Source organism: Yersinia intermedia (genome assembly GCF_900635455.1).
In the GTDB taxonomy this organism is placed as follows: Bacteria; Pseudomonadota; Gammaproteobacteria; order Enterobacterales; family Enterobacteriaceae; genus Yersinia; species Yersinia intermedia.
In genome coordinates this window covers 1,395,282-1,418,445 of the sequence record NZ_LR134116.1, presented here as the reverse complement: position 1 = coordinate 1,418,445, position 23,164 = coordinate 1,395,282, and the positions used below count along the sequence as shown (strand labels likewise).

The window sequence follows — 23,164 nt, the reverse complement described above, 5'->3', positions numbered from 1 at the left end:
ATTAATTATTGTATAAAGGAAAGGGCTTGCTCTGCGTCTGCTATTAAATCATTAATATCTTCGATACCGATTGAGAGCCGTAGTGTTGTATCGTATATGCCTATATTTTCCCTCTCTTCTTGAGACATTGAGCCATGCGACATTGAAGCAGAATGGTTAACCATACTTTCAACGCCCCCCAGTGATTCGGCTAAAACAAAATAACTTAATTTGGCAATAAAGGTTTTCACCGCTGTTATATCGCCTTTTAACCGGATACTGACTACCGCTCCGCCAGAACGCATCTGTTTTTTACATAATTGATATTGAGGATGAGATTCCAGACCTGGGTAATGCGCATCCAGCACCTTAGGATGTTGCTCTAAAAACTGAGCAATTTTTAAAGCGTTACTGCATTGACGTTCCATACGGACATCGAGTGTTTTCATACCGCGTAATGCCAAATAGGCATCAAACGGCGAGGCAATAGCCCCAACGGTGGTTTTACAGAAATCCAATTGATCTGCAATATCCTGTACATTGGTAATAACTGCACCGCCAATTAAATCTGAATGCCCACCAATATATTTACTGGTAGAGAGCATAACGATATCAGCACCTAAGGTGAGTGGCCTTTGGTTCCAGGCACTGGCAAAGGTATTATCTACGCAGCTCATTATGCCCCTGCTTTTGGCAACCTGGCATACTGCTTCAATATCAACTAATTCCAACAGTGGGTTAGTGGGCGTTTCGATCCAGATTAAACCTGTATTCTCTTGAATATGGTGCTCTACTGACGCCAAATCATTAAGATCGACATAACTGAATGTCGTACCTGAAGTTTGTTTACGCAGACGTTCAAACAACCGATAAGTACCGCCATAGACCCCTTTCATTACTAATACATGGGAATCCTTAGGTAGCAACTCCAATATAAGTGCAGTTGCTGCCATACCGGAAGCGGTTGCCGTAGCATAGATACCACCTTCCAACTCAGCCAAGGCGGTTTCATATGCATATCTTGTCGGGTTACTGCAACGGGAATAACAAAACTCCCCTTCTTCGCCTAAATTTGGCTGAATGAAGGAACTGGCGGTAGTAATCGGTGGAAAAATAGCATTATTGCCTCGGTCAACTTGATCTCCGGCATGGATAACCAGAGTCGCGATCGATTTTGACTTGCTCATTATTTGTCCCTTTAAATTTTAACGATAGCCCGCCGATCATTATTAATAATGATGTTAGGCCACGCGGTTAAACCGTAATATTTATTTACGTGTCATTATACTGATAATTTCTTTATCTGTTTGCCTCATTGGCGATAACACTAATTTACATAAATTATTGATAGAACCTTCAACATCGCAGGAAACAATGCCATCGCGCTCCCCTGCAACACTATTTTGTTGCGCCATCAACACCGACTTAAATGCACAGGCGGTAGCGGTAGACACTTTCATGGCACAACTATTTGATGCACCATCGCAAATAATGCCACTAATATCACTGATCATATTACTGACCGCGTAGGAGATAGTTTGAAAATCTTGGGTCAATAACCAACTCATACCTGCCGCCGCCCCCATTGCTGCCGTTGACGCCGCACACAATGCAGACAATCGGGTATAACGCATATGAATTGAGATTGCGGCTAGATGGGCCAACGCTAATGCCCGGGCCAGTGTTTCATCATTGGTATTAAGATGTCGGGCAAGTGTCACTACCGGCATTGTCACGGTAATCCCCTGATTACCAGAGCCATAATTTGACATCGCGGGTAAGGGTGCGCCGCCCATACGGGCATCTGATGCCGCAGTGGTGTTGATCAACATTTGACTCAGTAAGTCAGTGCTAATAAAGCCATTTTTTCTGGCTTGCGACAACGCGCCACTCACGTTCAAACCATAGTTCTTCCTTTGCCCCTCGTCAGAAAGCGCGGTATTAATCTCAGCACTTTTCAGCATAAACATGATGTCTTTAGCGGCGACATCGGTTACAAATTTAAATGCATCGTTAAGGGAAAATTCGGGTAGTACACCACTGTCATTGGTGGTAATTAAGTCTCGGACTAATATTTGCTTTATATTATTAATATAAACTTCAGTGACATTAGTATGGCTGCCTTGAATCACAACCCGGCACTGATCACTAAGACTATATAGCGTAATATCGATAAAAATAAAGTCCGTAGCATCTACTGCGTTTAGACACACGTTACCTGATTGATTGAATATATAGGCTTCGGTAATTTGTGTCGCAGTAATACCTTTTAATACCTCTAAATCGGCATCCGCGTTACCACCAATAGCCCCTATTGCCGCTGCAAGAGTGACTCCGCAATAGCTTGTTCCCGGAATAGTGACGCCCATCGCATTTTTATACAGATTCTCCGATATATTCCCCGTTATTTTTAATATCGGTGCGTTGAGATATTTAGCAGCCACTGCGGCAGCATACGCAATAGCAATAGGTTCAGTACAACCTAATGAAAGTTTCACTTCCTTTTTCAACCAATCGAGTAATTGTTGATGTGTTATTTTTTGCATTTGAAGTAATTAATCAGTGATTTGGATTATTTTTATCTTATGGTTTTACGGGGAGAAATACTTTTCCTATTTTCTTGTTGTTTTTAATACCTGGAGAATATTTTTCTCTTTAACAAAAAAGATAAACACAGAACAATTTAAATAAAAAACCATTAAAAACAATGCAATAGATAACTCAAACACCATTTACCACCCACTCAATGAGATACTAATCACAAAACAATAAAGAGAATATTTTCCCCTTGGACGCAATTATTCGCCTTGAATCATTAAACTAGACGATAAAAAAGGCGAGTTAGCTACTGCCAACTCGCCTCAGATAAAATCAGCCGGTGCTGGTTTAGATATCAACCCTGCGCAGGGGACTGCTGCATCGTCCAGTTGAGCACTTGAGTGGCTAACTGGTCACTGGCCAGGCCAAAGGCCTGAACCACCTCGTTCATCTCGTTACCTTTTATCGGTTGGCGAATTTCAAACTGGCGAGTTGCAATAATCCTACGGTCTGAAATTCTTACCAGCCGAGCATCAAAGCGGATCAGCACTTCGCTGCTACCAACATGGTATACCCCTTGGAACGCTGACAAATCACCACTCAACTCCACATCAGCCTGCAAGCTATCATCGTCGCTACTGACTGCACGGATCCGTCCATCGCTACGGAACGCCTGAATAAGACGATTGCGCACCAAAATCGGCGCTGAATCACTCCAACGGGAGTTTTTATAAACCGCAATCTCCTGGCCTTGAGGCTGCACCGCTATGCGTGAGCTATTAAGAAACTGGTTCGTCGCCGGTTGTGAAACCCGTAATGACCAGTTTACTGTCTGCGCGTGTGGCGCACTCACTGCTGGTGGCACCGGCAGAAGATAAACTTGTGATACGGGGGCCGAGGGTAAAATGGTGCAGGCAGAGAGCAGTATCGCCCCCCCGGATATCATCAATAGCCACACGCGGCGGCCTGCATAGCGCATTAGATTAAAAGAGAGCATTAAGGCGTAAACTCCTGTGTTCTTTCACGGCCGCGCAACAAGGCCGCTGGGTTTTCTTCCAAACGAGAAACGGCGGCACGTAATGTCGCTAATGTTCTGCGCAGCTCATCTACTGCCGGCCCCAGCTCATTCATCCCCCGCATCCCGTTATTGAGTGAGGTTTTATTTTCACTCACTAATTTATCGAGGATGGCACTGGTATTTTGCAACGATGCCATGGTCTTGGCGGCATCACTGACCAGTTGTTTCCCCTGCCCATCCATTAAGCCGTTAGCATTACGCAGCAGGCGATTAGTTTGAGTCAGTGTCTCATTAGCCTGTTTACTGGCCTGCGCCAACTGCTGCAACAAGGTACGGAGATCACCACGTTGATCAGCCACGGTTTGGGTGACTAGCGCGAGATTATCCAGTGTCGTTACCAGGCGCTGCTGGTTATCCGGTGCCAGCAACTGGTTCAAGCGCACCAACACTTCATTCGCATTGGTCATGAAATTCTCACCGTTAGCCAGTAACTGGCTCATCGGCGAAGGGGTAGCAATAATAATAGGAACCTCGTCATCTTTGCCCTCCAGCAACGGGCTGGTCTGGCTGCCACTGCTGAATTGAATATTTGAGGTGCCGGTAATACCCGCGACGGTGAGACGAGCTTGGGTATCTTCGCGTATCGGAGTAGATGCAGAAACGCGGATACGTGCCCAAACCTTACTCGGATTGTCTCGGTCCAGGCGTAATTGCGTCACCTCACCGACTCGAATCCCGCTGTACTGAACGGTGCTACCCTGTGACAGGCCACTCACAGGCTCATTGAAAACGATATCGTACAATCTGAACTGGCGATCAGAACCGGAATTTGTCAGCCATAGGCAAAACAGCAGCGCGGCACTCACCACAATAAGAGTGAATAACCCAATAACGACATGATGAGCACGGGTTTCCATATTACAACCTCTCTCCACTGTTAATTGCCGCTGCTTGATAAGCAGCCCGGCCACGCGGGCCATGAAAATACGCCTGAATCCAGCCATCATCAGTCGCTGCAACTTTATCCAGAGTATCAACCACCAGCACTTTTTTCTGCGAAAGCACCGCTACACGATCACACAGTGTATACAGCGTATCCAGATCATGGGTCACCAAGAATACCGTTAGATTGAGGGCATCCCGCAGGGTGCGGATCAAACTATCAAACGCCGCCGCACCAATGGGATCAAGACCCGCAGTCGGTTCATCAAGAAACAGAATATCCGGGTCCAGCGCTAAGGCACGGGCTAGCGCAACACGCTTGACCATACCACCCGACAGAGATGCCGGATACTTACTGCCAGTGCCCGGCGGTAGCCCAGCCAGTGCCAGTTTAACCTGAGCCAATCGCTCAGCCTCAGCCCGGGGTAATCCGGCGTTTTCTATTAATGGTAATGCCACGTTCTCGGTCACGGTTAGAGAACTGAACAGTGCGCCTCGTTGAAATAATACGCCGAATCGGCGCTCGACCATGGAGCGGGATTGACCTGACAGTGCCATTAAATCCTTGCCAAAAACATGAATTTTCCCGTCAGTCGGACGACGTAGCCCAACAATACTGCGTAACAGAACAGATTTACCGGTACCCGAGCCACCAACCACGCCAAGAACTTCGCCGCGCTTAACATCAAGATTCAACCCTTGATGCACGCACTGTACGCCAAAGCAGTTAACCAGATCGCGAATTTGAATGATTGCATCTTGCGTCATTTGGCTCACCACCCCATTTCCATGAAAAATAGCGCTGCCACGGCATCAAGCAAAATCACCACAAAGATCGAATGCACCACACTGGTGGTGGTATGAACCCCGACTGATTCAGCACTACCGGTTACTTTGAACCCCTCCAGACAGCCAATAATAGCAATCAGGAAAGCAAAAATAGGGGCTTTACTTATTCCCACCAGAAAATGCTGCAACCCATTACTGTTTTGCATAATCGACAAAAACATAGTGGGAGAGATATCCAGTGTTAAGGCACACACCACCATGCCACCGAAAATACCGCAAACCATGCCAATAAAGGTTAGCATCGGCAGAGAGATCAATAGTGCCAAGACGCGCGGTAGCACCAACAGTTCGACCGGATTCAAGCCCAGTGTTTGGATAGCATCAATCTCTTCATTGGCTTTCATCAAGCCAATTTCAGCGGTAAAAGCACTGGCTGTTCGCCCGGCCATCAGGATCGCGGTAAGCAGTACCGCAAATTCACGTAGAAAAGAAAATACCACCAAATCGACGGTAAAAATGCCCGCGCCGAAAGTAGTGAGTACGGTTGCACCGAGAAAGGCGATAACTGCCCCCACCAAAAAGGTGAGCAACATAATGATCGGCACAGCATTGAGGCCAATCTGTTGAATATTGGCAATTAATGAGGTAATGCGCCAGCGGGAGGGGCGAAAAAGTGTTCCCAGCAAGGTTTCCAGCGCCAGACCAATAAAGCCCAATAGTGACTTAATATCTTGCCATAAGTTATCTACCGAACGGCCGGTATTAGCCAGCATCTCAAGCCAAAACCGTGCGGGTTTTTCAGACAACTCAGGGGTTAAGTCAGGCAATACATGGCTTACCGTTTCAAGTAATATCCTCCGTTCTTCTGGCAATTTAGGCGCAAGTTCGCGTAAATTTGCCACACGATCCTCACCCAGAAGCAGAGCTAACAACGTTGCACCGGCGGTATCTAACGCCCCCAGTTGGTTGAGATCAAATACCCCCCCACTGGGCATATTAGCGCGCAATTGCGCAACGCGCGGCTCCAAAACGCAGTAATGCGCCAACACCCAGTCCCCCCGAATATAAACTCTGGGGGGCTGAGCCGCGCTATCAAGATCAAGTTGTGCGGGGGACGTTTGCTCAGTCATTGCTCAGATCTTACCTCTTCCAAACTCTAATGTTTCAAACCCTAAATAGGTATATCACACAGTTAAGTAAGAGTAATGACTGTTTAATTAATGAAGTGTTAACCACACCCTAATCAGTGAGGTGTGGCACGCTGTTTGCCCAATTGCCGTATTTTCCTCTCTGGCAGGGTAAACCAAACGACTACCGCCAGCAGAATTAACAGTACGCTGGCAGTACCTAATACCAGACTATGTGAGGCAGAAAAGGCCAGTTTGGCGCTGCTCAGTAGACGCTCGTCTCCACCAAGGCTATTGACCACCTGAATGGTTTCACTGATAGAAGCACTGGCCTGTGTAACCAGATCAGCGGGTAAATCTGCCGGTAACTCAATAGACGCGGTATAAGCCCGCGATAACATCAAACCAAATATTGCCACCCCAAATCCAGCCCCCAACTCATAAGCCATGCCCTCAACCGCCCCTGCCGCACCGGCTTTCTCTGGGGGGGCCGCACTCATAATCGCCGCGGTAGAAGCTAATAACGAGGCTTCAATACTGAACCCCAGCACTATCATCCATCCCCATGCCAGATAAACTTGCGAGGCAAAATCGGTCAAGGCCAGGCCGAGAAAACTCAATGAGCTAAATGCAATGCCTGCGCTTGCCACGGTACGCAACCCCAGTTTAGCCACCAGCCAACCGGATATCGGCCCGCTAACACCACTGGCAATCATCAATGGCATCAGAAATATACCCGCTTCGAGTGGGCTTTTACCTAACACAAACTGCAATTCCTGTGTCAGCAAGAGTTCAAAACCAACCAGCGTTATCATTGCCGTCATGGCCATTGCCATACCAACAGCGATCACCCGCTGGCTTATCAGGCGAAAATCGATCATTGGAGCCGTCGTTGATAACTGGTGACGAACAAAAGCAAACAGCATCGTCCCCCCAGTAAACGCAGCCAGGAAGGTTACCCTCATATCTCCCCCACCGCGTAGCCCGGTTTTGGCCGCATAGACCAACAATAGGATCGCAGTAATCAATACCAGTGCCGGTGCCAATTTCCATGATTGCTCCACCCGTACAGGCAGGCTCGGTATGACCAGCAGCGTGGCAATAACCACGGCAATAATAATCGGGATATTGATCAGGAAGACTGACCCCCAGTAGAAATATTCCATCAATAATCCACCGACCAGTGGCCCCATCGCGGCCCCCGTCGTTCCAATGGCAACCCATATCCCCAGCGCCAATGCTCTTTCTCGTTCATCGGTAAAGATATGGCGCACGGCCGACAAAGTTGCCGGCAGGATCATTGCAGCACCGATCGCCAAAAAAGCGCGCGCCGCAATAAGCGCGGCAACCGATGGCGCAAGAGCCGCTGCCAGTGAGGCGAATCCGAACAGTACCGACCCCAATAGCGCCAGCCGTTTGAAACCGATGCGATCCCCCAGCGCCCCCATGGGCAGCAGCAAACAAGCCATGACCAGTGAGTAAATATCAATAATCCACAGCAATTCACTGCCCGTGGCTGACAGCGCAATACCCAGCCGAGGGGCGGCCACATGCAGTACCGTTGCATCAATAGAAACAGGAAGATACATCAGAATAATAACGTAGAAAATCATCCACTTTTTAGACATACAAAACGCTCAAATAAGGCATAGATTAATGTTGAACACTTGTTCAATATATCAATGATAGCGGAAAGTTGAACTGGCGTCCAATTCATCACATAATGGCTGAAACACTAATGCGTCAGATAAGGAGTCACTTTGGCCTATTTGAACCGTGAAGAACGCCACGACACCCTTTTGCAGGCGGCGATGCGTATCGCGATAAGTGAAGGGATGGCGGCAACCACTGTACGCCGAGTTGCCAGCGAAGCGGGGGTGGCTGTTGGGCAAGTTCATCACCATTTCACCTCAGTTTCACGACTACGAGCAGACGCATTTCTACTCTTAGTTAAACAGTCGTTATCTGCTTTTGCGCTAAACAGTCAGCACTTACCTGCCGTTGAACGGATACAGCAAGTTTTGGGCTATCCACAAGATGAAGCCTGCCAAAGAGAAACCCGGCTGTGGAATGAAATTTCAATACTGGCCGAGCGGGATGAACTCATTAAGGAAGCCTATGCGGCTTCGATGTCAGACTGGCACTCGGCGACCGTGGCGGTGATCCATACCGGCATCACCAGCGATGAATTCCGCTCAGATATCAATGCCAGTGATGTTGCCTGGCGGCTGATCGGGCTGGTGTGCGGTCTGGATGGCCTGACTCAGTTTACAGAGTTAGGTTTTTCAGAAGCGGAAATCTTGCGCCATCTGGCCGCGATGATGAAAAGCGAGTTACTGAAAAAACCTTAATAGATTTTCACCTTGGCGGGTACTTAACTCGGAGAGTTTTCCCTGATAGGACAAGCTATAATGATTATCTGATTCCTCAAATCCCCAACGTCATTGGCGTGGCAGCAAAGCAGCGCAGGAATGATCCCCGATGAACTGATATAGGTTATTGATTCGGGTGATAAATCTGTTAGAAGCAGCTAACAGCGCGTCAAGGAACAAGGGGCATATTATAAAGTACATAACATGACTAAACAGACTCCTGTCGCCGACAGTATTTATTACAACGGCACAATTTATACGGCAGATGCTGATAACACGGTTTGCAGTGCCATCGCCATAGGCCAGGGCTATATTCTGGCCACGGGCGGTGAGGAGATCAAACAGCAATTCGCTAGCGCGCATACTCAACTTATCGATCTGGCGGGTAAGTTTATGATGCCTGGCCTGATTGACAGCCATATGCACCCGTTTTGGGGCGGGAAACAACTGATTGGTTGTAACCTCAATTATGCTGCACTAAGTGTTGAACAGACACTGGATATTATCCAGCAGCACCTCGATAGCGATCCTTTTAACGGTGAAAATGACTGGCTGACCGTGCGCGCCTGGCAGCGTCAGGCGATGACACCAACCGGCGCTGATATGAGCCGAAAAGCCTTGGATTCGCTCAATACCCGCCGCCCCATTGCATTATTCTCCAATGATTGCCACACGCTGGCAGCCAACAGCCGCGCGCTGGAATTGCTGGGCATCGATGAACACACACCAGTACCGCCAGATGGCAAAATTGCTCGCGATAACAACGGTAAATTGACCGGTATTCTGGAAGATGCGCCCGCCATGCGCGCCTTTGACAGTATCCCCTCCGCCACTGCGGAAAAAAATGTGCAAATTGCAGCCCATGTGCAGCAAGTACTTAATGCGCAAGGTGTCACTACCGTGATGGATACTCGTGTTTTTGCCGAACAGTTGCTGGCTTTCCGCCGCTTGCATGAACGTGACGCATTAACCTTACGGGTACTGGGTGCTAAAGAAGTGACCCCTGAAAGCCTGCAAGGCCCGCAGGACGCCGCGCGCGTGGTAGAAGAAGTGGTAGAGTTCGCCCGCCAATGGGGAAGCCACGCATGGACGCCCGCACCGGGTTTCGCCATCGATCACTTGAAATTGTTTATCGACGGGGTATTGCAACCCCCGACTATGACCGCCGCATTACTGGAGCCGTATCGTGCCAACCAAGGTTCAGCACACCAACCTGACTGGCAAAATACCGAGCGCTATGGCGACCTCTATTTTAGCGCGCCAGTAGTCAATGCCGTGATTTTGGAATGTGCTCGCGCCGGTCTTCACCCACACACTCATACCGTAGGTGATGGGGCCATCGAGATGGTGCTGGATGCCGTGGAACAGATGCGCGCTGCTTTGCCGGGCAAAGATATCCGCCCAGGATTAGCACATAACGAACTGGTTGCCGCCCATCAATATGATCGCTTTGCCAAACTGGGGGCAACAGCGGTGCTCTCCTTCCAGTGGGCCGGCCTGCCTGGCGTGCTAATTGATGAAGAGCGTGAGATGTTGGGCGAGGCCCGTTTCCAGCATATGGAGCCGGCAGCGCGCTTCCTTGATGCTGGCGCACGTATTGCGTATGGCAGTGACTGGCCCATTGACCGACTGGATGAATGGTACAACCTGCAAGTGGGTATGACCCGTCGTGCATGGGATCTCGATGGTCATCCGGCTGGCCCACGGTTGGATAATGATCGTGACCTGACGCTGATTGAAACATTACGTTCTGCCACTATTGATGCCGCTTATATGATTGCCAAAGAGCAATATATCGGCTCACTGGAAGCAGGGAAGTTCGCCGATATCATCATTCTGAAAAATAACCTGTTTGAGCAGTCGCCAAACGCGATTTACCAGACGCAGGTGGAATCTACGCTGATCGGCGGTAATGTGGTTTATCAAGCCTAGTCAATTCCCCCGCGTCGGTGATGCGGGGGACACATTTGTTTGGCGCAAATTTCAGCATGGCAACATCAGGTTAAGACGGAAGTCATTGGCGTTACAGCGACCCTTATGTCAAAATCCGCTCCTTTATGTTCTATAGCTGCATAAAAATGCAGCGTAACGGTGCTTTTTATCACCAGGAGATGATACGGTAATGCCACAAAATATTCAGTTGCGCAGAGTGCTTAAAACCCCCGCGCTGGTCGCTTTCGGGCTTGCCTATATGGTGCCTTTAGGCGTATTCACTACCTATGGACAGGTGACTGTATTAAGTCAGGGGCATTTGCCCGTTGCCTATCTGGTGACTGTTGCCACCATTCTGTTTACCGCCCTCAGTTATTGCCGGATGACCAGCGCCATGCCGCTGTCTGGCTCCGCCTATTCCTATGTTCAGCGCAGTTTTGGCGGTAAAACCGGTTTTCTGGTGGGTTGGGCGCAAATTTTGGATTATCTGTTCCTGCCAATCCTTAATTATTTAGTTTTAGGCATTTTCTTGCATGAGGCATTTCCGGCTATTCCCGCTCCGGTATTTATCATTGCGTCTATCATCAGTGTCAGTCTGCTTAATATTCTGGGTGTGCGTTTACTCACCTCAGTTAATTTCTCGCTGATCGCAGCACAGATGGTCTTTATCGTATTATTTATTGCGCTTTCTTTCAGTCAGGCCGATTTAAGCCCGGAAGCGTTAATGAAGCCACTGCTGGTGAACGCTGGTGACCTGTCGGGGTTACTCTCTGGTGCGGCAGTGCTCTGTTTAGCCTTCCTTGGTTTTGATGCCATCGCGACCATGGCCGAAGAGGCGCACGACGCCAAACGCACCCTGCCACGAGCCATACTCTTTACGGTGATCAGCGCTGGTGCTATTTTTATCGCCGTTTCCTATGCTGCCCATTTGGCCTATCCCGACTGGCAATCGTTGATCCCGCATCAGGATACCGCCAGCCTGATTATCTCCGAGCATGTCGGTGGGAAGTGGATGTATAACTTCTTTATGGCCACTTATTTGACCGGCGTTTATGCCTCCGCAATGACCGCGCAGACCAGTGTGTCACGTATTTTCTATGCCATGGGGCGAGAAGGCGTACTACCACGCAAAGTGTTCTTCCATCTGCATCGCAAATTCCACACACCGTGGCGGGCCATTTTGTTCGTTGCCACCATCTCGCTGCTGGCCCTGTTCCTTGACCTGAACTTAGTGGTATCGATGATAAGCTTTGGTGCCCTCGGTGCCTTCACCTTTGTTAATTTGAGTGTGATAAAGCATTTTATTATCAATGAGAAACGCCGCGGTACTGCGGCTATGTTTAAGTACGGGCTATTACCCATGATGGGATTCGTCATGTCGGTGTGGCTGTGGGTTCACCTTGAGCAACGGGCGCTTGAAGTCGGCTTATTGTGGCTATTGGCAGGCTTTATCTACTTGTTGTGGCTGACTCGCGGCTGGCGTAAATCGCCGCCATCCGTTAATCCAGATGATATTTCACACCTGTTGTAATAAGCACCAACCACTAATAGAAATAGAAAGGGCCGCATCGTAACATGTGGCCCTTTTACTGCTTGCCATAACAGCGCTAACCGCCGGCAACGCCTTTCACTCACCATTTACTGTATTGAACGTGCCCTGCCTACTGCCTCACCTAGCTGCCATACCGCCATCGCGTAATGGGTGCTGTGGTTGTAGCGGGTAATCGTGTAGAAATTGGGTAACCCGTACCAATACTGATAACCGGTGCCGACATCCAGGCGCAGTAAACTGGCTTCCTGATAGCCCCCTAACGAACCGGACGGGCTTAGCCCTGCGGCAGATAATGTCGAGGTAGGGTATTTCGTCTTAAAGCCATTATCAAGGTATGGCGCTTGCCCATTAGCGGGCACCGCGACCATCGCATCTTTGGTCCAGCCATGGGATTTGAAGTAGTTGGCAACACTGCCGATGGCATCTTCCGGGTCCCATAAATTGATGTGGCCGTTACCATTAAAATCAACAGCATAGCTTTTAAATGACGATGGCATAAATTGGCCGTACCCCATCGCTCCAGCATAAGACCCCCGCAAGCTGAGCGGATCATTACCCTCCGCACGAGCCATCAACAGGAAGGTTTCCAGCTCGCCAGAAAAGTACTCAGCACGGCGTGGATAGGCAAAGGAGAGTGTTGCCAGGGCATCAATGATGCGCGTTTTACCCATCACCCGGCCCCAGCGAGTCTCAACCCCAATGATTCCGACGATAATCTCCGGTGGCACGCCGTAAACCTCATAGGCGCGTTGCAACGCCTCTTGATGCTGATTCCAGAAGTTCACACCGTTTTGCACATTATCAGGGGTAATAAACTGTTTGCGATAGCGGTTCCACGCACCATTAGGGCCGGAAGGGCGGCCTGCCGATGGCGCTTGTTTATCCATCAGGCGGATAACAAAATCCAGTTTTTTAGTTTGGGCCAATACATCATGCAGTTGTTGAGGCTCAAAACCGTGTTCACGCACCATTTTGTCAACAAATCGGGCAGTGTCGGCGTTATAAGCAAAATCACCGTTTTGCAAATGCCCCACATGTTGCGGCTCAAGCAAGAAACCGCTCTGTATCAGGCCCGCCGATGGCTCGGCAGCAACAGGAGGTGTCGGTTTGCTACTACAGGCAGAGAGCAACGTAAGTAAGGGAAGAATAATAGCCAGGTAGCGCATCGAATACCCATAAACCATACAAAAAAGTGATAGCTATGTTAAGTCATTGTCTGCCACGAACAAACAGGAAAATACAGTATTCCCCTTGGTTCTTCATAAGGAAATGATGAGAACAGTAAATCTATTGACTGGCCACGATCATATTAAGACTCTTTATTAATTAGGAATAATAGTGCTGAAAATGAAACATTTCGTAGCAAATAACGCGAATGATTTTTACTATCATTGTTAATTTCTTTCTATACAATTGCTCTGTTTTGCGGTTGCCTGACAATATCGTCTTCTTCTTTGCGCTTTTAAAAGGATCTCAGTTTATGACGTTACGCTTCCCCTCTTTCGGCCCTGTCGCTTTACTGGCTTCCTCAATGATGCTGGCGTTCTCCGTCAATGCCGCATCAAATGATGAAGGTATCGTGATTTATAATGCTCAACACGAAAATCTGGTGAAATCCTGGGTGGACGGTTTTACCAAAGATACCGGCATCAAAGTGACTCTGCGCAATGGCGGCGACAGCGAATTAGGTAATCAACTGGTTCAGGAGGGCAACTCATCCCCCGCCGACGTTTTCCTGACTGAAAACTCTCCGGCAATGGTACTGGTCGATAACGCTAAACTGTTCTCACCACTGGATACCGCCACACAGGCACAGGTTGCGAAAGAATATCGCCCTGAACATGGTCGCTGGACCGGTATTGCAGCTCGTAGCACCGTGTTTGTCTATAACCCGGAAAAAATTAGCGAAGCCGAATTACCTAAATCCATTATGGATTTGGCAAAACCTGAATGGAAAGGCCGTTGGGCTGCCTCGCCCTCCGGTGCCGACTTCCAGGCCATTGTCAGTGCCATGCTGGAACTGAAAGGCGAAAAAGCGACGTTGGAATGGCTAAAAGCCATGAAAACCAACTTCACTGCCTACAAAGGTAATAGCACCGTGATGAAAGCGGTGAATGCGGGCCAAATCGATGGTGGGGTTATCTATCACTATTATCGTTTTGTCGATCAGGCAAAAACAGGTGAGAACAGCGGTAAAACCAAGCTGCATTACTTCAAACACCAAGATCCTGGCGCATTTGTGAGTATCTCTGGTGGCGGTGTTCTGGCATCCAGTAAACACCCGAAACAAGCGCAAGAATTCGTCAAATGGATCACCAGCAAATCAGGCCAGGATATCTTGCGAACCAACACAGCATTTGAGTATGCCGTTAGTGTTGATGCCGCTTCAAACCCTAAATTGGTGCCACTAAAAGACCTGCAAGCGCCAACTGTTGAGCCATCTAAACTCAACAGTAAAAAAGTGGTTGAGTTAATGACCGAAGCCGGCCTGCTGTAATAAGGGCAACCTGCTGATAGAATACATTTTTAGCCCGTCACATCGCTATGGTGGCGGGCATTTAACAAGCCGAGTGCCTTGACTATTATGGCCAATATAAGCACCGATATTGTATCGGTTTCACTGAGTAAGGCAGCCCAACGGCAGTATAACCACCGCCCAGGGTTCGGGATTGTGGCTATCGCGATTTTGCTGTCACTGCTATCCCTGCTGCCATTAGGGTTTGTTATTGGTATCGCTATTGATACCGGTTGGCCGACAGTCAAAGCATTGGTTTTTCGCCCACGCGTGGGCGAGTTGCTAATTAACACCGCGCTACTGGTGGTTTTTACCTTACCTCTTTGCGCCATTATTGGCGTTGCATTGGCGTGGTTGACCGAGCGCACAGCCCTGCCCGGCAGGCGGATTTGGTCGCTATTGGCTATTGCACCGCTAGCCGTACCTGCTTTTGTGCAAAGTTATGCATGGATTAGCCTGGTGCCATCAATGCATGGTCTTGCCGCTGGTGTGTTTATCTCAGTGATTGCCTATTTTCCCTTTATTTATCTGCCCGCATCCGCAGTATTACGCCGCCTTGACCCCGGCCTTGAAGACGCGGCAGCATCATTGGGTAGCCCCCCAACAGTCGTCTTCTTTCGCGTGGTCCTGCCACAACTAAAATTAGCAGTATGGGGCGGGTCGATACTGATCGCGCTGCATCTATTAGCGGAGTATGGCTTGTATGCCATGATCCGTTTCGATACTTTTACCACCGCTATTTTCGACCAATTCCAATCCACGTTTAATGGCCCGGCGGCCAATATGTTAGCAGGGGTTCTGGCGTTATGTTGCCTGGGGCTACTGTTAATCGAAGCCACCAGCCGTGGCTACAACCGCTATGCACGCGTCGGCTCCGGCAGTGCCAGGCGTCAGACTGCGTATTCAATGAGTACAGCCATCACACTGCTGTGTCTGCTATTGCCATTGGTACTCACCACCCTCTCGCTGGGCGTGCCCTTTATCACGCTGGCCCGTTGGCTCTATATTGGTGGGATTGATGTCTGGCTGAACCCTGAACTGCTGCCTGCCCTGAAACAAACACTGGCATTAGCACTGAGCGGTGCGGTTATTATCACATTGTGTGTCGTCCCCATGGCATGGCTATCGGTGCGTTATCCAGGGCGTTTGCACCGTGCGATGGAAGGCTGTAATTATGTCACCAGTTCGCTGCCCGGTATTGTGGTCGCGCTGGCGCTGGTCACCATCACTATCCGTGTTGCTCGCCCGCTGTATCAAACAGAATTCACTATTTTGCTAGCTTATTTATTGATGTTTACCCCACGCGCCTTAATCAGTTTACGGGCAGGCATTGCGACCGCCCCCGTCGAATTGGAAAACGTGGCCCGCAGCTTGGGCAAAACACCGACTCAGGCTGTATGGAGCACCACTATGCGCCTTGCTGCTCCGGGTGCCGCTGCCGGAGCGGCGCTGGTGTTCCTCGCCATCTCCAATGAGTTGACCGCCACATTATTACTGGCCCCGAACGGTACCCGGACACTGGCGACTGGTTTCTGGGCCTTGACCAGTGAAATTGATTATGTCGCGGCGTCACCCTATGCACTGTTGATGGTGGCACTGTCTCTACCACTAACCTGGCTTCTTTATTCTCAATCGCAACGTACGGCAGGATTATGAGCACGCTTGAACTTCAGCAAATCGGTAAGTCTTTCCAGTCGGTTACCGTATTAGATCGAATTAACTTGCAGGTTACCGCCGGCAGTCGCACCGCGATTGTTGGGCCATCCGGTTCAGGCAAGACCACGTTGCTGCGAATTATTGCCGGGTTCGAAACCCCCGATCACGGTAAAGTTATCCTGCAAGGCCATCCGGTATTCGACCATTCAACCCATGTGCCAGCGCACAAAAGAGGGATTGGTTTTGTGCCGCAAGATGGGGCGCTGTTCCCCCACTTTACCGTTGCGGGCAATATTGGTTATGGGCTAAAAGGGACCAAGCAGGAAAAAGCCCGCCGAGTTGATGAGCTGATGGAAATGGTCGCATTGGATCGGCGGTTATCACAACTTTGGCCTCATGAGATTTCGGGTGGGCAACAACAGCGAGTCGCTCTCGCCAGAGCGCTAGCACAGCGGCCGGTATTGATGCTGTTGGACGAACCTTTTTCAGCGCTGGATACCGCGTTGCGCGCCTCAACGCGTAAAGCGGTGGCTGAACTGTTGGCACAGGCGAATATTGCCTCTATTTTAGTGACGCATGATCAAACCGAAGCATTATCATTTGCCTCGCAAGTCGCGGTAATGCGGGCGGGTAAACTGGCGCATGTTGGCCCGCCACAAGAACTTTATCTGCGGCCGGTTGATGAACCAACGGCAACGTTCCTTGGCGAAACATTGATTCTTTCCGCCAATATTGATACCGGATGGGCTGATTGCGCACTAGGCAAAGTCAGGGTTGATGATGAACAACGCCATGGTTTGAGCCGGATTATGTTACGGCCAGAACAAATTACTATTACCCCACTGCCAGCTGATCATCACTACACCACTCATTGTATGGCCAAGGTTATCAATATTGATTTTGCGGGTTTCATCTCAACACTTACCTTATATCTTGTTGAAAGTAATGAAACGGTAGACGTCAAAACCATCAGCCGCGAAGGTATAAGTATCGGTTTAATGGTTGATCTGACAATTATTGGTCAAGCGCATATTTTTGCTAACTGAGTAACCTAACTGGGCATTGCACCTCGGTTTTTTGGTTCATTGCTCAGTATGGCTTGCTCGGGGCTTTATGCTGATGCCGTAATCTTCGATACTCCAGCAAAGTCAGTGCGATAACCACTGCATCCAGTGCAGTTATCAGGATCAATAGCACCGAGTGAGTAAAGGTATAACGATAGAGTTGATAGATAATGAATAAGCTGAATATGGTTATTGCCGCCGGATAATAACCCAGTTTTTTGCGCCATAAGCCAATAATGACCCACAACTTAACCACGCCGTGGATGAGCAGATAAAATGCGGCGAAATGCAGACTGCTGATAGAGAGATTTTGCGCCGCATGCAGTAAATAATTGGCTACCATATCGCCACGGTCTTCAATAAATTCAACTTGCGTGATGCGATGCAGAATATCCAGTAAAAATTTCGGTGTCACGAAATAGGTTAAAATACCTGCGATAATTTCCATCATAGCCAATATTGCTTTCAGCAATAAGCTCAGCTCAAAAACTGCATGAATATTCTTCTCACCGAAAATGTGATTATCATCGAATCTGTTTCTCATATTCAACATCGCGCTGATTCCCTGCAAGATAATACCCGATGGAGAATAGAGTAACAGCTTACGTGGTGCCAGTTAAAGCACCACGTTATAGCCGTATTATCGGCAATGCAGCCGCGATTTAGAATGTAATAACTGTTTTTAATCCGGTTACCCACGCATCTTGCGTTTGGTTTACCCCTGCTGGTGAGTGCCAATATTGTAGGTCGGGTTGTAATTCCAGCCATGAAGTGACACGGAAACGATAATACAGTTCAGCGGTAATCGAATGCCCAGGAATTGGAGAGTAACGTGGATTAGCATAATCGGAAACATTATTGATTTGATTCAGATAACGTTGATTATCTTTATAATAATCACTCAGTTTGACCATTGATACGCCGAATCCCAACCAATCTTGTGGGCGGCTATCAAATAAGCCGCGATAACGGATACCTGCGGAAGTAGCGTAATGCATGTAATTGGTCCGTTGATCCGCCAACGACATGCTGTAAAACACACTTAGACCACGACTGGCATCATCCTGATGTTTTGTTACCTGCTGATTGAACCCACTGTAAAAGAACCAGGTATTATCATGATAACGATAACCACCTGGGTCGGTTGCTCCGGGAGCGCCAGAGACACCGTTATAAAGATCCCGTTGCTCAGCATTGGTATAAAGAACACCGAGGTTATAAATACCGGGTAGATCCTGAAACGCATTGGTTTTTAATTCCAATTCAAGCGGCAGTAATATGCCTTTGCTGCCCTTGGTTGACCAACTCCATGCTCTACCACGGCTCGGCGCATCAGGATTTTGCTCCATCACCCCAGCTTTTAATGTTAAACCATCAGTAAGCTTATATTGCAGTGTGGTTCCCCAATAATGGACGTTCCAGTTAAACCAGGTCAGCGAGTTTGCTGATTTACCACCACATAATCCAAGAGTTTGAAAATCGCAGGGAATAATTTGGTCAAAATCCTGCACTTTATTCATCAAACCAATTCGCCAATGCAGTTTCTGATCTGCAAAACTGCGGGCAAAGGTTAACCAGCCCAAGCGAGTAATCGACTGTCCACCAAAACTTTCTTGCGACAAATCGGTTATATTCGCCCGAGGATCTTGTAACCGATCCCGCGTTAGGTTGTTATCATGATTACGGTTAACAATATTCCCTTCGATTACCGCATCGGGAATACCCGTATATAACTCAAGGTCCTGCTGAAAAGTCAGTGAAAACTGATCAATATAAGAAGCTTGTTTATCATGATTATAGCCGCCCCCCGCGTTATATGATAATTGACTCAAGTAAGCGAGTGAATAATTAAAACCGTGCTCCGATAAAATAGGGCGAATGCCTAACATATCGCCTAGCAGCCCCGTTTGCTGCGGTTCAAAACCTAATGCGATCCCCTGCCACTCCGGCGTTGATTGCTCGACATATTCGCCACTTCCCGTTAAATCTTCGCTTAGTGCCGATGATGAAAATAAAATGGTAGAGGCCAGCAAATAAAATGCAGCAGAATTCATCTGACGAGTCAGATATAAAGTTGGTTTCATTATTTTCCCTTTTTAGAATAATTCGCACATCTAATAATAAATACTCGGTGCTTCTCTCCAAATAAGTCGTGTTGCAGTGAGGAAAAACAGTTGAGTACTGTTCATCTCACTGCAAAATATAAGCGTCTCTATTAGCGTTTCAATATCTCGCCATTACTCTGAATGACATCGCGATACCAATAGAAGCTCTTCTTACGGCGACGCGCCAACGTACCCTTGCCATTGTCATCGCGGTCGACATAAATAAAACCATAACGTTTGGATAATTCAGCTTTCGAGGCGCTGACCAGATCAATCGGTCCCCAACTGGTATATCCCATCACCTCAACACCATCTTCGATCGCCTCACTAACCTGAACCAGATGATCATTGAGATATTCGATGCGGTAATCATCTTCAATATGGCCATTAACATCCGGTTTATCTTTCGCTCCCAACCCATTTTCAACAATAAACAGGGGTTTTTGATAGCGATCCCATAATTCATTGAGCAGAATACGCAACCCTTCAGGATCGATCTGCCATCCCCATTCAGAGCTGGCCAAATGCGGGTTTTGCACCATGCTAAGAATATTGCCTCGGGCTTTACGATTTAACTCTTCATCGGCGGTCACGCAGCCGCTCATGTAATAACTGAAGGAGATAAAATCGACAGTCTGTTTTAATGCCAATTTATCTTCAGCCGTAATTTCAACACTAATGCCGTGCTGTTTAAAATAACGAGCCATATAAGAGGGGTAATAACCGCGCACCTGCACATCGCCAAAGAATAGCCATTCACGATTCTGCTGTAATGTTTCCAACACATCGGCAGGCTTGCAAGTGAGTGAATACATCAGCCCACCCAACAGCATATTTCCGATTCGACCATCAGGGATAATTTCATGCAATGCAGCAACCGCTTTGGCACTGGCAACCAACTGGTGATGGATCGCCTGATATACGGCACTTTTACTGCTTTCTTGCTCTAATCCTACGCCGGTGAACGGCGCATGCAGTGACATATTGATCTCATTAAATGTCAGCCACAATTTAACCTTATGCTGATAGCGCTGAAACACGGTACGGGCATAGTGTTCAAAGAAACCGATTGTTTTACGATTACCCCAGCCACCATAATTCTTAACCAGCCCGTAAGGCATCTCATAGTGGGATAATGTCACCAATGGCGTAATGTTATATTTCGCCATTTCATCAAATACACGGTCATAGAATGCCAGACCGGCCTCATTGGGCTGCTGCTCATCGCCCTGTGGGAAAATACGTGTCCAGGCAATGGATATCCGCAAACATTTAAACCCCATCTCAGCAAATAGCGCAATATCCTCTGGGTAGCGATGATAAAAATCGATAGCAACATCTTTGACATAACTGTCACCACTCACCCTGGGAATGATATCGCCAAAAATACCATGGGGTTGTAAATCAGAGGTAGATAGCCCTTTACCCTCAGTAAGATAAGCCCCCTCTACCTGATTAGCGGCAATCGCACCGCCCCAAAGGAAATTATCTGGAAATGCATGTTTCATCGGTTTTCTCCTGAATCAGTATTAACGAATTACGGTTAATAACGGGGCTTGCTCAGTAATAGCGGTGCCTTTGGTACACAGGACATCCTGATAATTTTCACTGTTGCTGATAATTATCGGTGTCGTCAGGTCATAACCGGCACCTGTAATCGCCGTACAATCGAACTCCAGCAGTAAATCACCCGCGTTGACCCGATCACCGGCTTTAACATGAGCGGTAAAATATTTGCCATCGAGTTTGACGGTATCAATACCAACGTGGATAAGGATCTCAGCACCAGAATCAGACTCAATGCCAATCGCATGGTGGGTTTTAAACAGTGACGCAACAACGCCGTTAACGGGTGACACTACTCGCCCTTGTTGTGGAATAATCGCGATTCCCGCCCCCAGTAAACCACTGGCAAAAATATTGTCACTGACATCCGCTAGAGCTAACAATTCGCCACTGATCGGGCTAAATATCACTTCGCCCAGACCACTGTGGTTATCGGTGATGGATGAGCTGTGAGACAAATCTTCTGTTTCTGCGGTGACAACAGGCGCTGGCAGGCCAAAAAAGAAGGTGCTGATGGCAGCAAAGATCAACGCAATCAGGGTGCCAATAATAGCGCCCCATACACTGGCATCGACACCTGTAGCGGGAATTATCTGGGCAAAAGAGAAGATACTGGCAAGGCCGAATGAATAAACATGGGTCTGGCAGAAACCAACGATGACACCCCCTATCGCCCCGCCTACGCAGCCAAAAACAAACGGTTTTTTCGACGGTAATGTCACCCCATAAACAGCGGGCTCAGTGATACCGAATATCCCCGCAGTAAATGCCGAACCAGCCAGTACCTTCATTTTTGCATCGCGAGTACGCAAAAAGACACCGAGCGTGGCCCCCACTTGCCCCATAACTGCGGGTAACAACAGTGGCAACATGGCGTCATAGCCTAGTACACTCAGGTTGTTGATCATCAACGGGACTAACCCCCAATGCAACCCAAAGATAACGCAAATCTGCCATAGCCCTGCCAATACACCACCGGCAACAGGCGGAGCAGCCGAATAGATAATTTGGAATCCCGACGCCAATAAATGGCTGAGCCAGGTTGCCAGCGGGCCAATCAATAAAAAGGTTGCCGGAACGGTTATTACCAGACACAGCAACGGGGTGAAAAAGTTCTTAATATTGCTGTGTAACACCCGGTTGAACCCTTTTTCTAACCGACTACTAACCCAAGCCGCTAATATGATAGGGATAACCGACGAGCTATAATTAATAAATGTAATCGGGATACCAAGGAAATAGACCTCAGAAGCACCAGGTTGCCCGGCTGCGTTAAATGCGGCAAGCATCAAGGGGTGCACCAATGCACCACCAATCGCCATGGTAATGAAGGGATTGCCGCCGAATTTCTTACCTGCGGTATAACCCAAGACCAACGGGAAGAAATAAAACAGCGAATCACTGGCAGCAAATAAAATTGTATAACTGCCGCTATTGGGTTGTAACCAGCCGCAAACAATACTCAGTGCCAGAAAACCTTTAAGGATACCCGAAGCCGCCAGTACACCGAGCAAGGGGGTGAAAATACCCGAAATGATATCAATACAGTGGCTAAACACACTCTCTTTTGAGTTACCTGACTTGCTGTCATGTTCTTCAGCATCAGCCAGCCCCGCCTGGTTTACTAGCGCCTGATAGACCTCACTAACATGGTTTCCGATAACCACCTGAAACTGGCCACCACTTTCCACAACCATAATAACGCCGGGATTGTCTTTTAGCGCTTGGGCATCAGCCCGCGCCGTATCCTTGAGTTTGAAGCGCAAACGGGTAGCACAATGTACTACGCTATTAATATTACTCTGACCCCCTACTCCGGCGAGGATCTCGCTGGCGACCGTTGTGTATTGCATCGTGTATTCCTTCGGTAACACTCTTGTTTATACAGGTAAAAATTCGGGCAAAAAAAAACCTAAACGCACTCCGCATCGCGACTTAGCGATACAAGTACATTCAGGTTTTGCCTGCCGAAGCAGTAACAATCCAGTTTGGCGAAATTCTGTTACTAC

18 protein-coding genes are annotated in these 23,164 nt (G+C 48.3%); 6 read left to right on the top strand and 12 right to left on the bottom strand.

Translation table 11 applies throughout. The features are described from left to right. Window positions 1-5: 5 nt before the first annotated feature. The 7 genes from EL015_RS06590 to EL015_RS06560 form a co-directional block, all read right to left on the bottom strand. Window positions 6-1,166, bottom strand: coding sequence for a trans-sulfuration enzyme family protein (locus tag EL015_RS06590; protein WP_005183575.1), 1,161 nt, complete (start codon window positions 1,164-1,166; stop codon window positions 6-8). A gap of 81 nt (window positions 1,167-1,247) precedes the next feature. Further along, the gene (locus tag EL015_RS06585) at window positions 1,248-2,525 is read right to left on the bottom strand and encodes an L-cysteine desulfidase family protein (RefSeq protein ID WP_005183576.1); all 1,278 of its coding nucleotides are present in this window, start codon (window positions 2,523-2,525) and stop codon (window positions 1,248-1,250) included. A gap of 347 nt (window positions 2,526-2,872) precedes the next feature. Beyond that, window positions 2,873-3,496 carry an ABC-type transport auxiliary lipoprotein family protein gene (locus EL015_RS06580; protein WP_005183581.1) on the bottom strand — a complete coding sequence of 208 codons (624 nt, stop codon included), beginning with the start codon at window positions 3,494-3,496 and terminating at the stop codon, window positions 2,873-2,875. Between the two features lie 17 nt (window positions 3,497-3,513). Next, window positions 3,514-4,452 (bottom strand): MlaD family protein, encoded by a 939-nt coding sequence (locus tag EL015_RS06575; protein ID WP_005183584.1) that lies wholly within the window; start codon window positions 4,450-4,452, stop codon window positions 3,514-3,516. Window position 4,453: 1 nt separating this feature from the next. Further along, window positions 4,454-5,245: an ABC transporter ATP-binding protein gene (locus EL015_RS06570; protein WP_005183587.1), complete on the bottom strand. Its 792-nt coding sequence runs from the start codon at window positions 5,243-5,245 to the stop codon at window positions 4,454-4,456. Between the two features lie 5 nt (window positions 5,246-5,250). Next, window positions 5,251-6,396 (bottom strand): MlaE family ABC transporter permease, encoded by a 1,146-nt coding sequence (locus EL015_RS06565; RefSeq protein WP_005183590.1) that lies wholly within the window; start codon window positions 6,394-6,396, stop codon window positions 5,251-5,253. Between the two features lie 113 nt (window positions 6,397-6,509). Continuing rightward, window positions 6,510-8,021, bottom strand: coding sequence for a SmvA family efflux MFS transporter (locus EL015_RS06560; RefSeq protein ID WP_072103905.1), 1,512 nt, complete (start codon window positions 8,019-8,021; stop codon window positions 6,510-6,512). Between the two features lie 132 nt (window positions 8,022-8,153). Between EL015_RS06560 and EL015_RS06555 the strand changes: the two genes are divergently transcribed. The 3 genes from EL015_RS06555 to EL015_RS06545 all read left to right on the top strand — a co-directional run bounded on the left by EL015_RS06555 (window position 8,154) and on the right by EL015_RS06545 (window position 12,228). After that, window positions 8,154-8,744 carry a TetR family transcriptional regulator gene (locus EL015_RS06555; protein ID WP_005183598.1) on the top strand — a complete coding sequence of 197 codons (591 nt, stop codon included), beginning with the start codon at window positions 8,154-8,156 and terminating at the stop codon, window positions 8,742-8,744. A gap of 225 nt (window positions 8,745-8,969) precedes the next feature. After that, complete coding sequence (locus tag EL015_RS06550) at window positions 8,970-10,697, top strand: amidohydrolase (RefSeq protein ID WP_005183613.1); 1,728 nt, start codon at window positions 8,970-8,972, stop codon at window positions 10,695-10,697. 190 nt (window positions 10,698-10,887) lie between these two features. Further along, window positions 10,888-12,228, top strand: a complete 1,341-nt coding sequence (locus tag EL015_RS06545; RefSeq protein ID WP_005183616.1) for an APC family permease — start codon at window positions 10,888-10,890, stop codon at window positions 12,226-12,228. 107 nt (window positions 12,229-12,335) lie between these two features. On the opposite strand, the gene mltB is transcribed toward EL015_RS06545, so the two are convergent. Beyond that, a complete protein-coding gene (gene mltB, locus EL015_RS06540; protein ID WP_005183620.1) occupies window positions 12,336-13,415 on the bottom strand; it encodes a lytic murein transglycosylase B in 1,080 nt (359 codons plus the stop codon). Between the two features lie 314 nt (window positions 13,416-13,729). Here mltB and EL015_RS06535 point away from each other — a divergent pair, with 314 nt between their 5' ends. From EL015_RS06535 to EL015_RS06525, 3 genes are all read left to right on the top strand, one after another. After that, window positions 13,730-14,746, top strand: coding sequence for an iron ABC transporter substrate-binding protein (locus EL015_RS06535; RefSeq protein WP_032905952.1), 1,017 nt, complete (start codon window positions 13,730-13,732; stop codon window positions 14,744-14,746). Window positions 14,747-14,833: 87 nt separating this feature from the next. Then, complete coding sequence (locus EL015_RS06530; protein WP_005183629.1) at window positions 14,834-16,420, top strand: ABC transporter permease; 1,587 nt, start codon at window positions 14,834-14,836, stop codon at window positions 16,418-16,420. Further along, the gene (locus tag EL015_RS06525; RefSeq protein WP_032905953.1) at window positions 16,417-17,466 is read left to right on the top strand and encodes an ABC transporter ATP-binding protein; all 1,050 of its coding nucleotides are present in this window, start codon (window positions 16,417-16,419) and stop codon (window positions 17,464-17,466) included. Before EL015_RS06530 ends, EL015_RS06525 begins: the two co-directional genes overlap by 4 nt. A gap of 43 nt (window positions 17,467-17,509) precedes the next feature. Here the strand turns inward: EL015_RS06525 and EL015_RS06520 are convergent, their stop codons facing one another. The 4 genes from EL015_RS06520 to bglF form a co-directional block, all read right to left on the bottom strand. Continuing rightward, window positions 17,510-18,037, bottom strand: a complete 528-nt coding sequence (locus EL015_RS06520) for a DUF2127 domain-containing protein (RefSeq protein ID WP_005183632.1) — start codon at window positions 18,035-18,037, stop codon at window positions 17,510-17,512. A gap of 109 nt (window positions 18,038-18,146) precedes the next feature. Beyond that, window positions 18,147-19,568, bottom strand: coding sequence for a carbohydrate porin (locus EL015_RS06515; protein WP_005183635.1), 1,422 nt, complete (start codon window positions 19,566-19,568; stop codon window positions 18,147-18,149). 131 nt (window positions 19,569-19,699) lie between these two features. Continuing rightward, window positions 19,700-21,097 (bottom strand): glycoside hydrolase family 1 protein, encoded by a 1,398-nt coding sequence (locus EL015_RS06510; protein WP_005183639.1) that lies wholly within the window; start codon window positions 21,095-21,097, stop codon window positions 19,700-19,702. A 21-nt stretch (window positions 21,098-21,118) separates the two neighbouring features. After that, window positions 21,119-23,008, bottom strand: a complete 1,890-nt coding sequence (bglF, locus tag EL015_RS06505; protein WP_005183643.1) for a PTS beta-glucoside transporter subunit IIABC — start codon at window positions 23,006-23,008, stop codon at window positions 21,119-21,121. Window positions 23,009-23,164 lie beyond the last annotated feature (156 nt).

Excerpts from the sequence above, each read along its gene's own strand:
- EL015_RS06520 (WP_005183632.1), bottom strand. The coding sequence starts at position 18,037 with ATGTTGAATATGAGAAACAGATTCGATGATAATCACATTTTCGGTGAG.
- EL015_RS06545 (WP_005183616.1), top strand. The coding sequence starts at position 10,888 with ATGCCACAAAATATTCAGTTGCGCAGAGTGCTTAAAACCCCCGCGCTG.
- mltB (WP_005183620.1), bottom strand. The coding sequence starts at position 13,415 with ATGCGCTACCTGGCTATTATTCTTCCCTTACTTACGTTGCTCTCTGCC.
- EL015_RS06535 (WP_032905952.1), top strand. The coding sequence starts at position 13,730 with ATGACGTTACGCTTCCCCTCTTTCGGCCCTGTCGCTTTACTGGCTTCC.
- bglF (WP_005183643.1), bottom strand. The coding sequence starts at position 23,008 with ATGCAATACACAACGGTCGCCAGCGAGATCCTCGCCGGAGTAGGGGGT.
- EL015_RS06585 (WP_005183576.1), bottom strand. The coding sequence starts at position 2,525 with ATGCAAAAAATAACACATCAACAATTACTCGATTGGTTGAAAAAGGAA.
- EL015_RS06530 (WP_005183629.1), top strand. The coding sequence starts at position 14,834 with ATGGCCAATATAAGCACCGATATTGTATCGGTTTCACTGAGTAAGGCA.
- EL015_RS06560 (WP_072103905.1), bottom strand. The coding sequence starts at position 8,021 with ATGTCTAAAAAGTGGATGATTTTCTACGTTATTATTCTGATGTATCTT.
- EL015_RS06510 (WP_005183639.1), bottom strand. The coding sequence starts at position 21,097 with ATGAAACATGCATTTCCAGATAATTTCCTTTGGGGCGGTGCGATTGCC.
- EL015_RS06575 (WP_005183584.1), bottom strand. The coding sequence starts at position 4,452 with ATGGAAACCCGTGCTCATCATGTCGTTATTGGGTTATTCACTCTTATT.
- EL015_RS06590 (WP_005183575.1), bottom strand. The coding sequence starts at position 1,166 with ATGAGCAAGTCAAAATCGATCGCGACTCTGGTTATCCATGCCGGAGAT.
- EL015_RS06550 (WP_005183613.1), top strand. The coding sequence starts at position 8,970 with ATGACTAAACAGACTCCTGTCGCCGACAGTATTTATTACAACGGCACA.
- EL015_RS06525 (WP_032905953.1), top strand. The coding sequence starts at position 16,417 with ATGAGCACGCTTGAACTTCAGCAAATCGGTAAGTCTTTCCAGTCGGTT.
- EL015_RS06570 (WP_005183587.1), bottom strand. The coding sequence starts at position 5,245 with ATGACGCAAGATGCAATCATTCAAATTCGCGATCTGGTTAACTGCTTT.
- EL015_RS06580 (WP_005183581.1), bottom strand. The coding sequence starts at position 3,496 with ATGCGCTATGCAGGCCGCCGCGTGTGGCTATTGATGATATCCGGGGGG.
- EL015_RS06565 (WP_005183590.1), bottom strand. The coding sequence starts at position 6,396 with ATGACTGAGCAAACGTCCCCCGCACAACTTGATCTTGATAGCGCGGCT.
- EL015_RS06515 (WP_005183635.1), bottom strand. The coding sequence starts at position 19,568 with ATGAAACCAACTTTATATCTGACTCGTCAGATGAATTCTGCTGCATTT.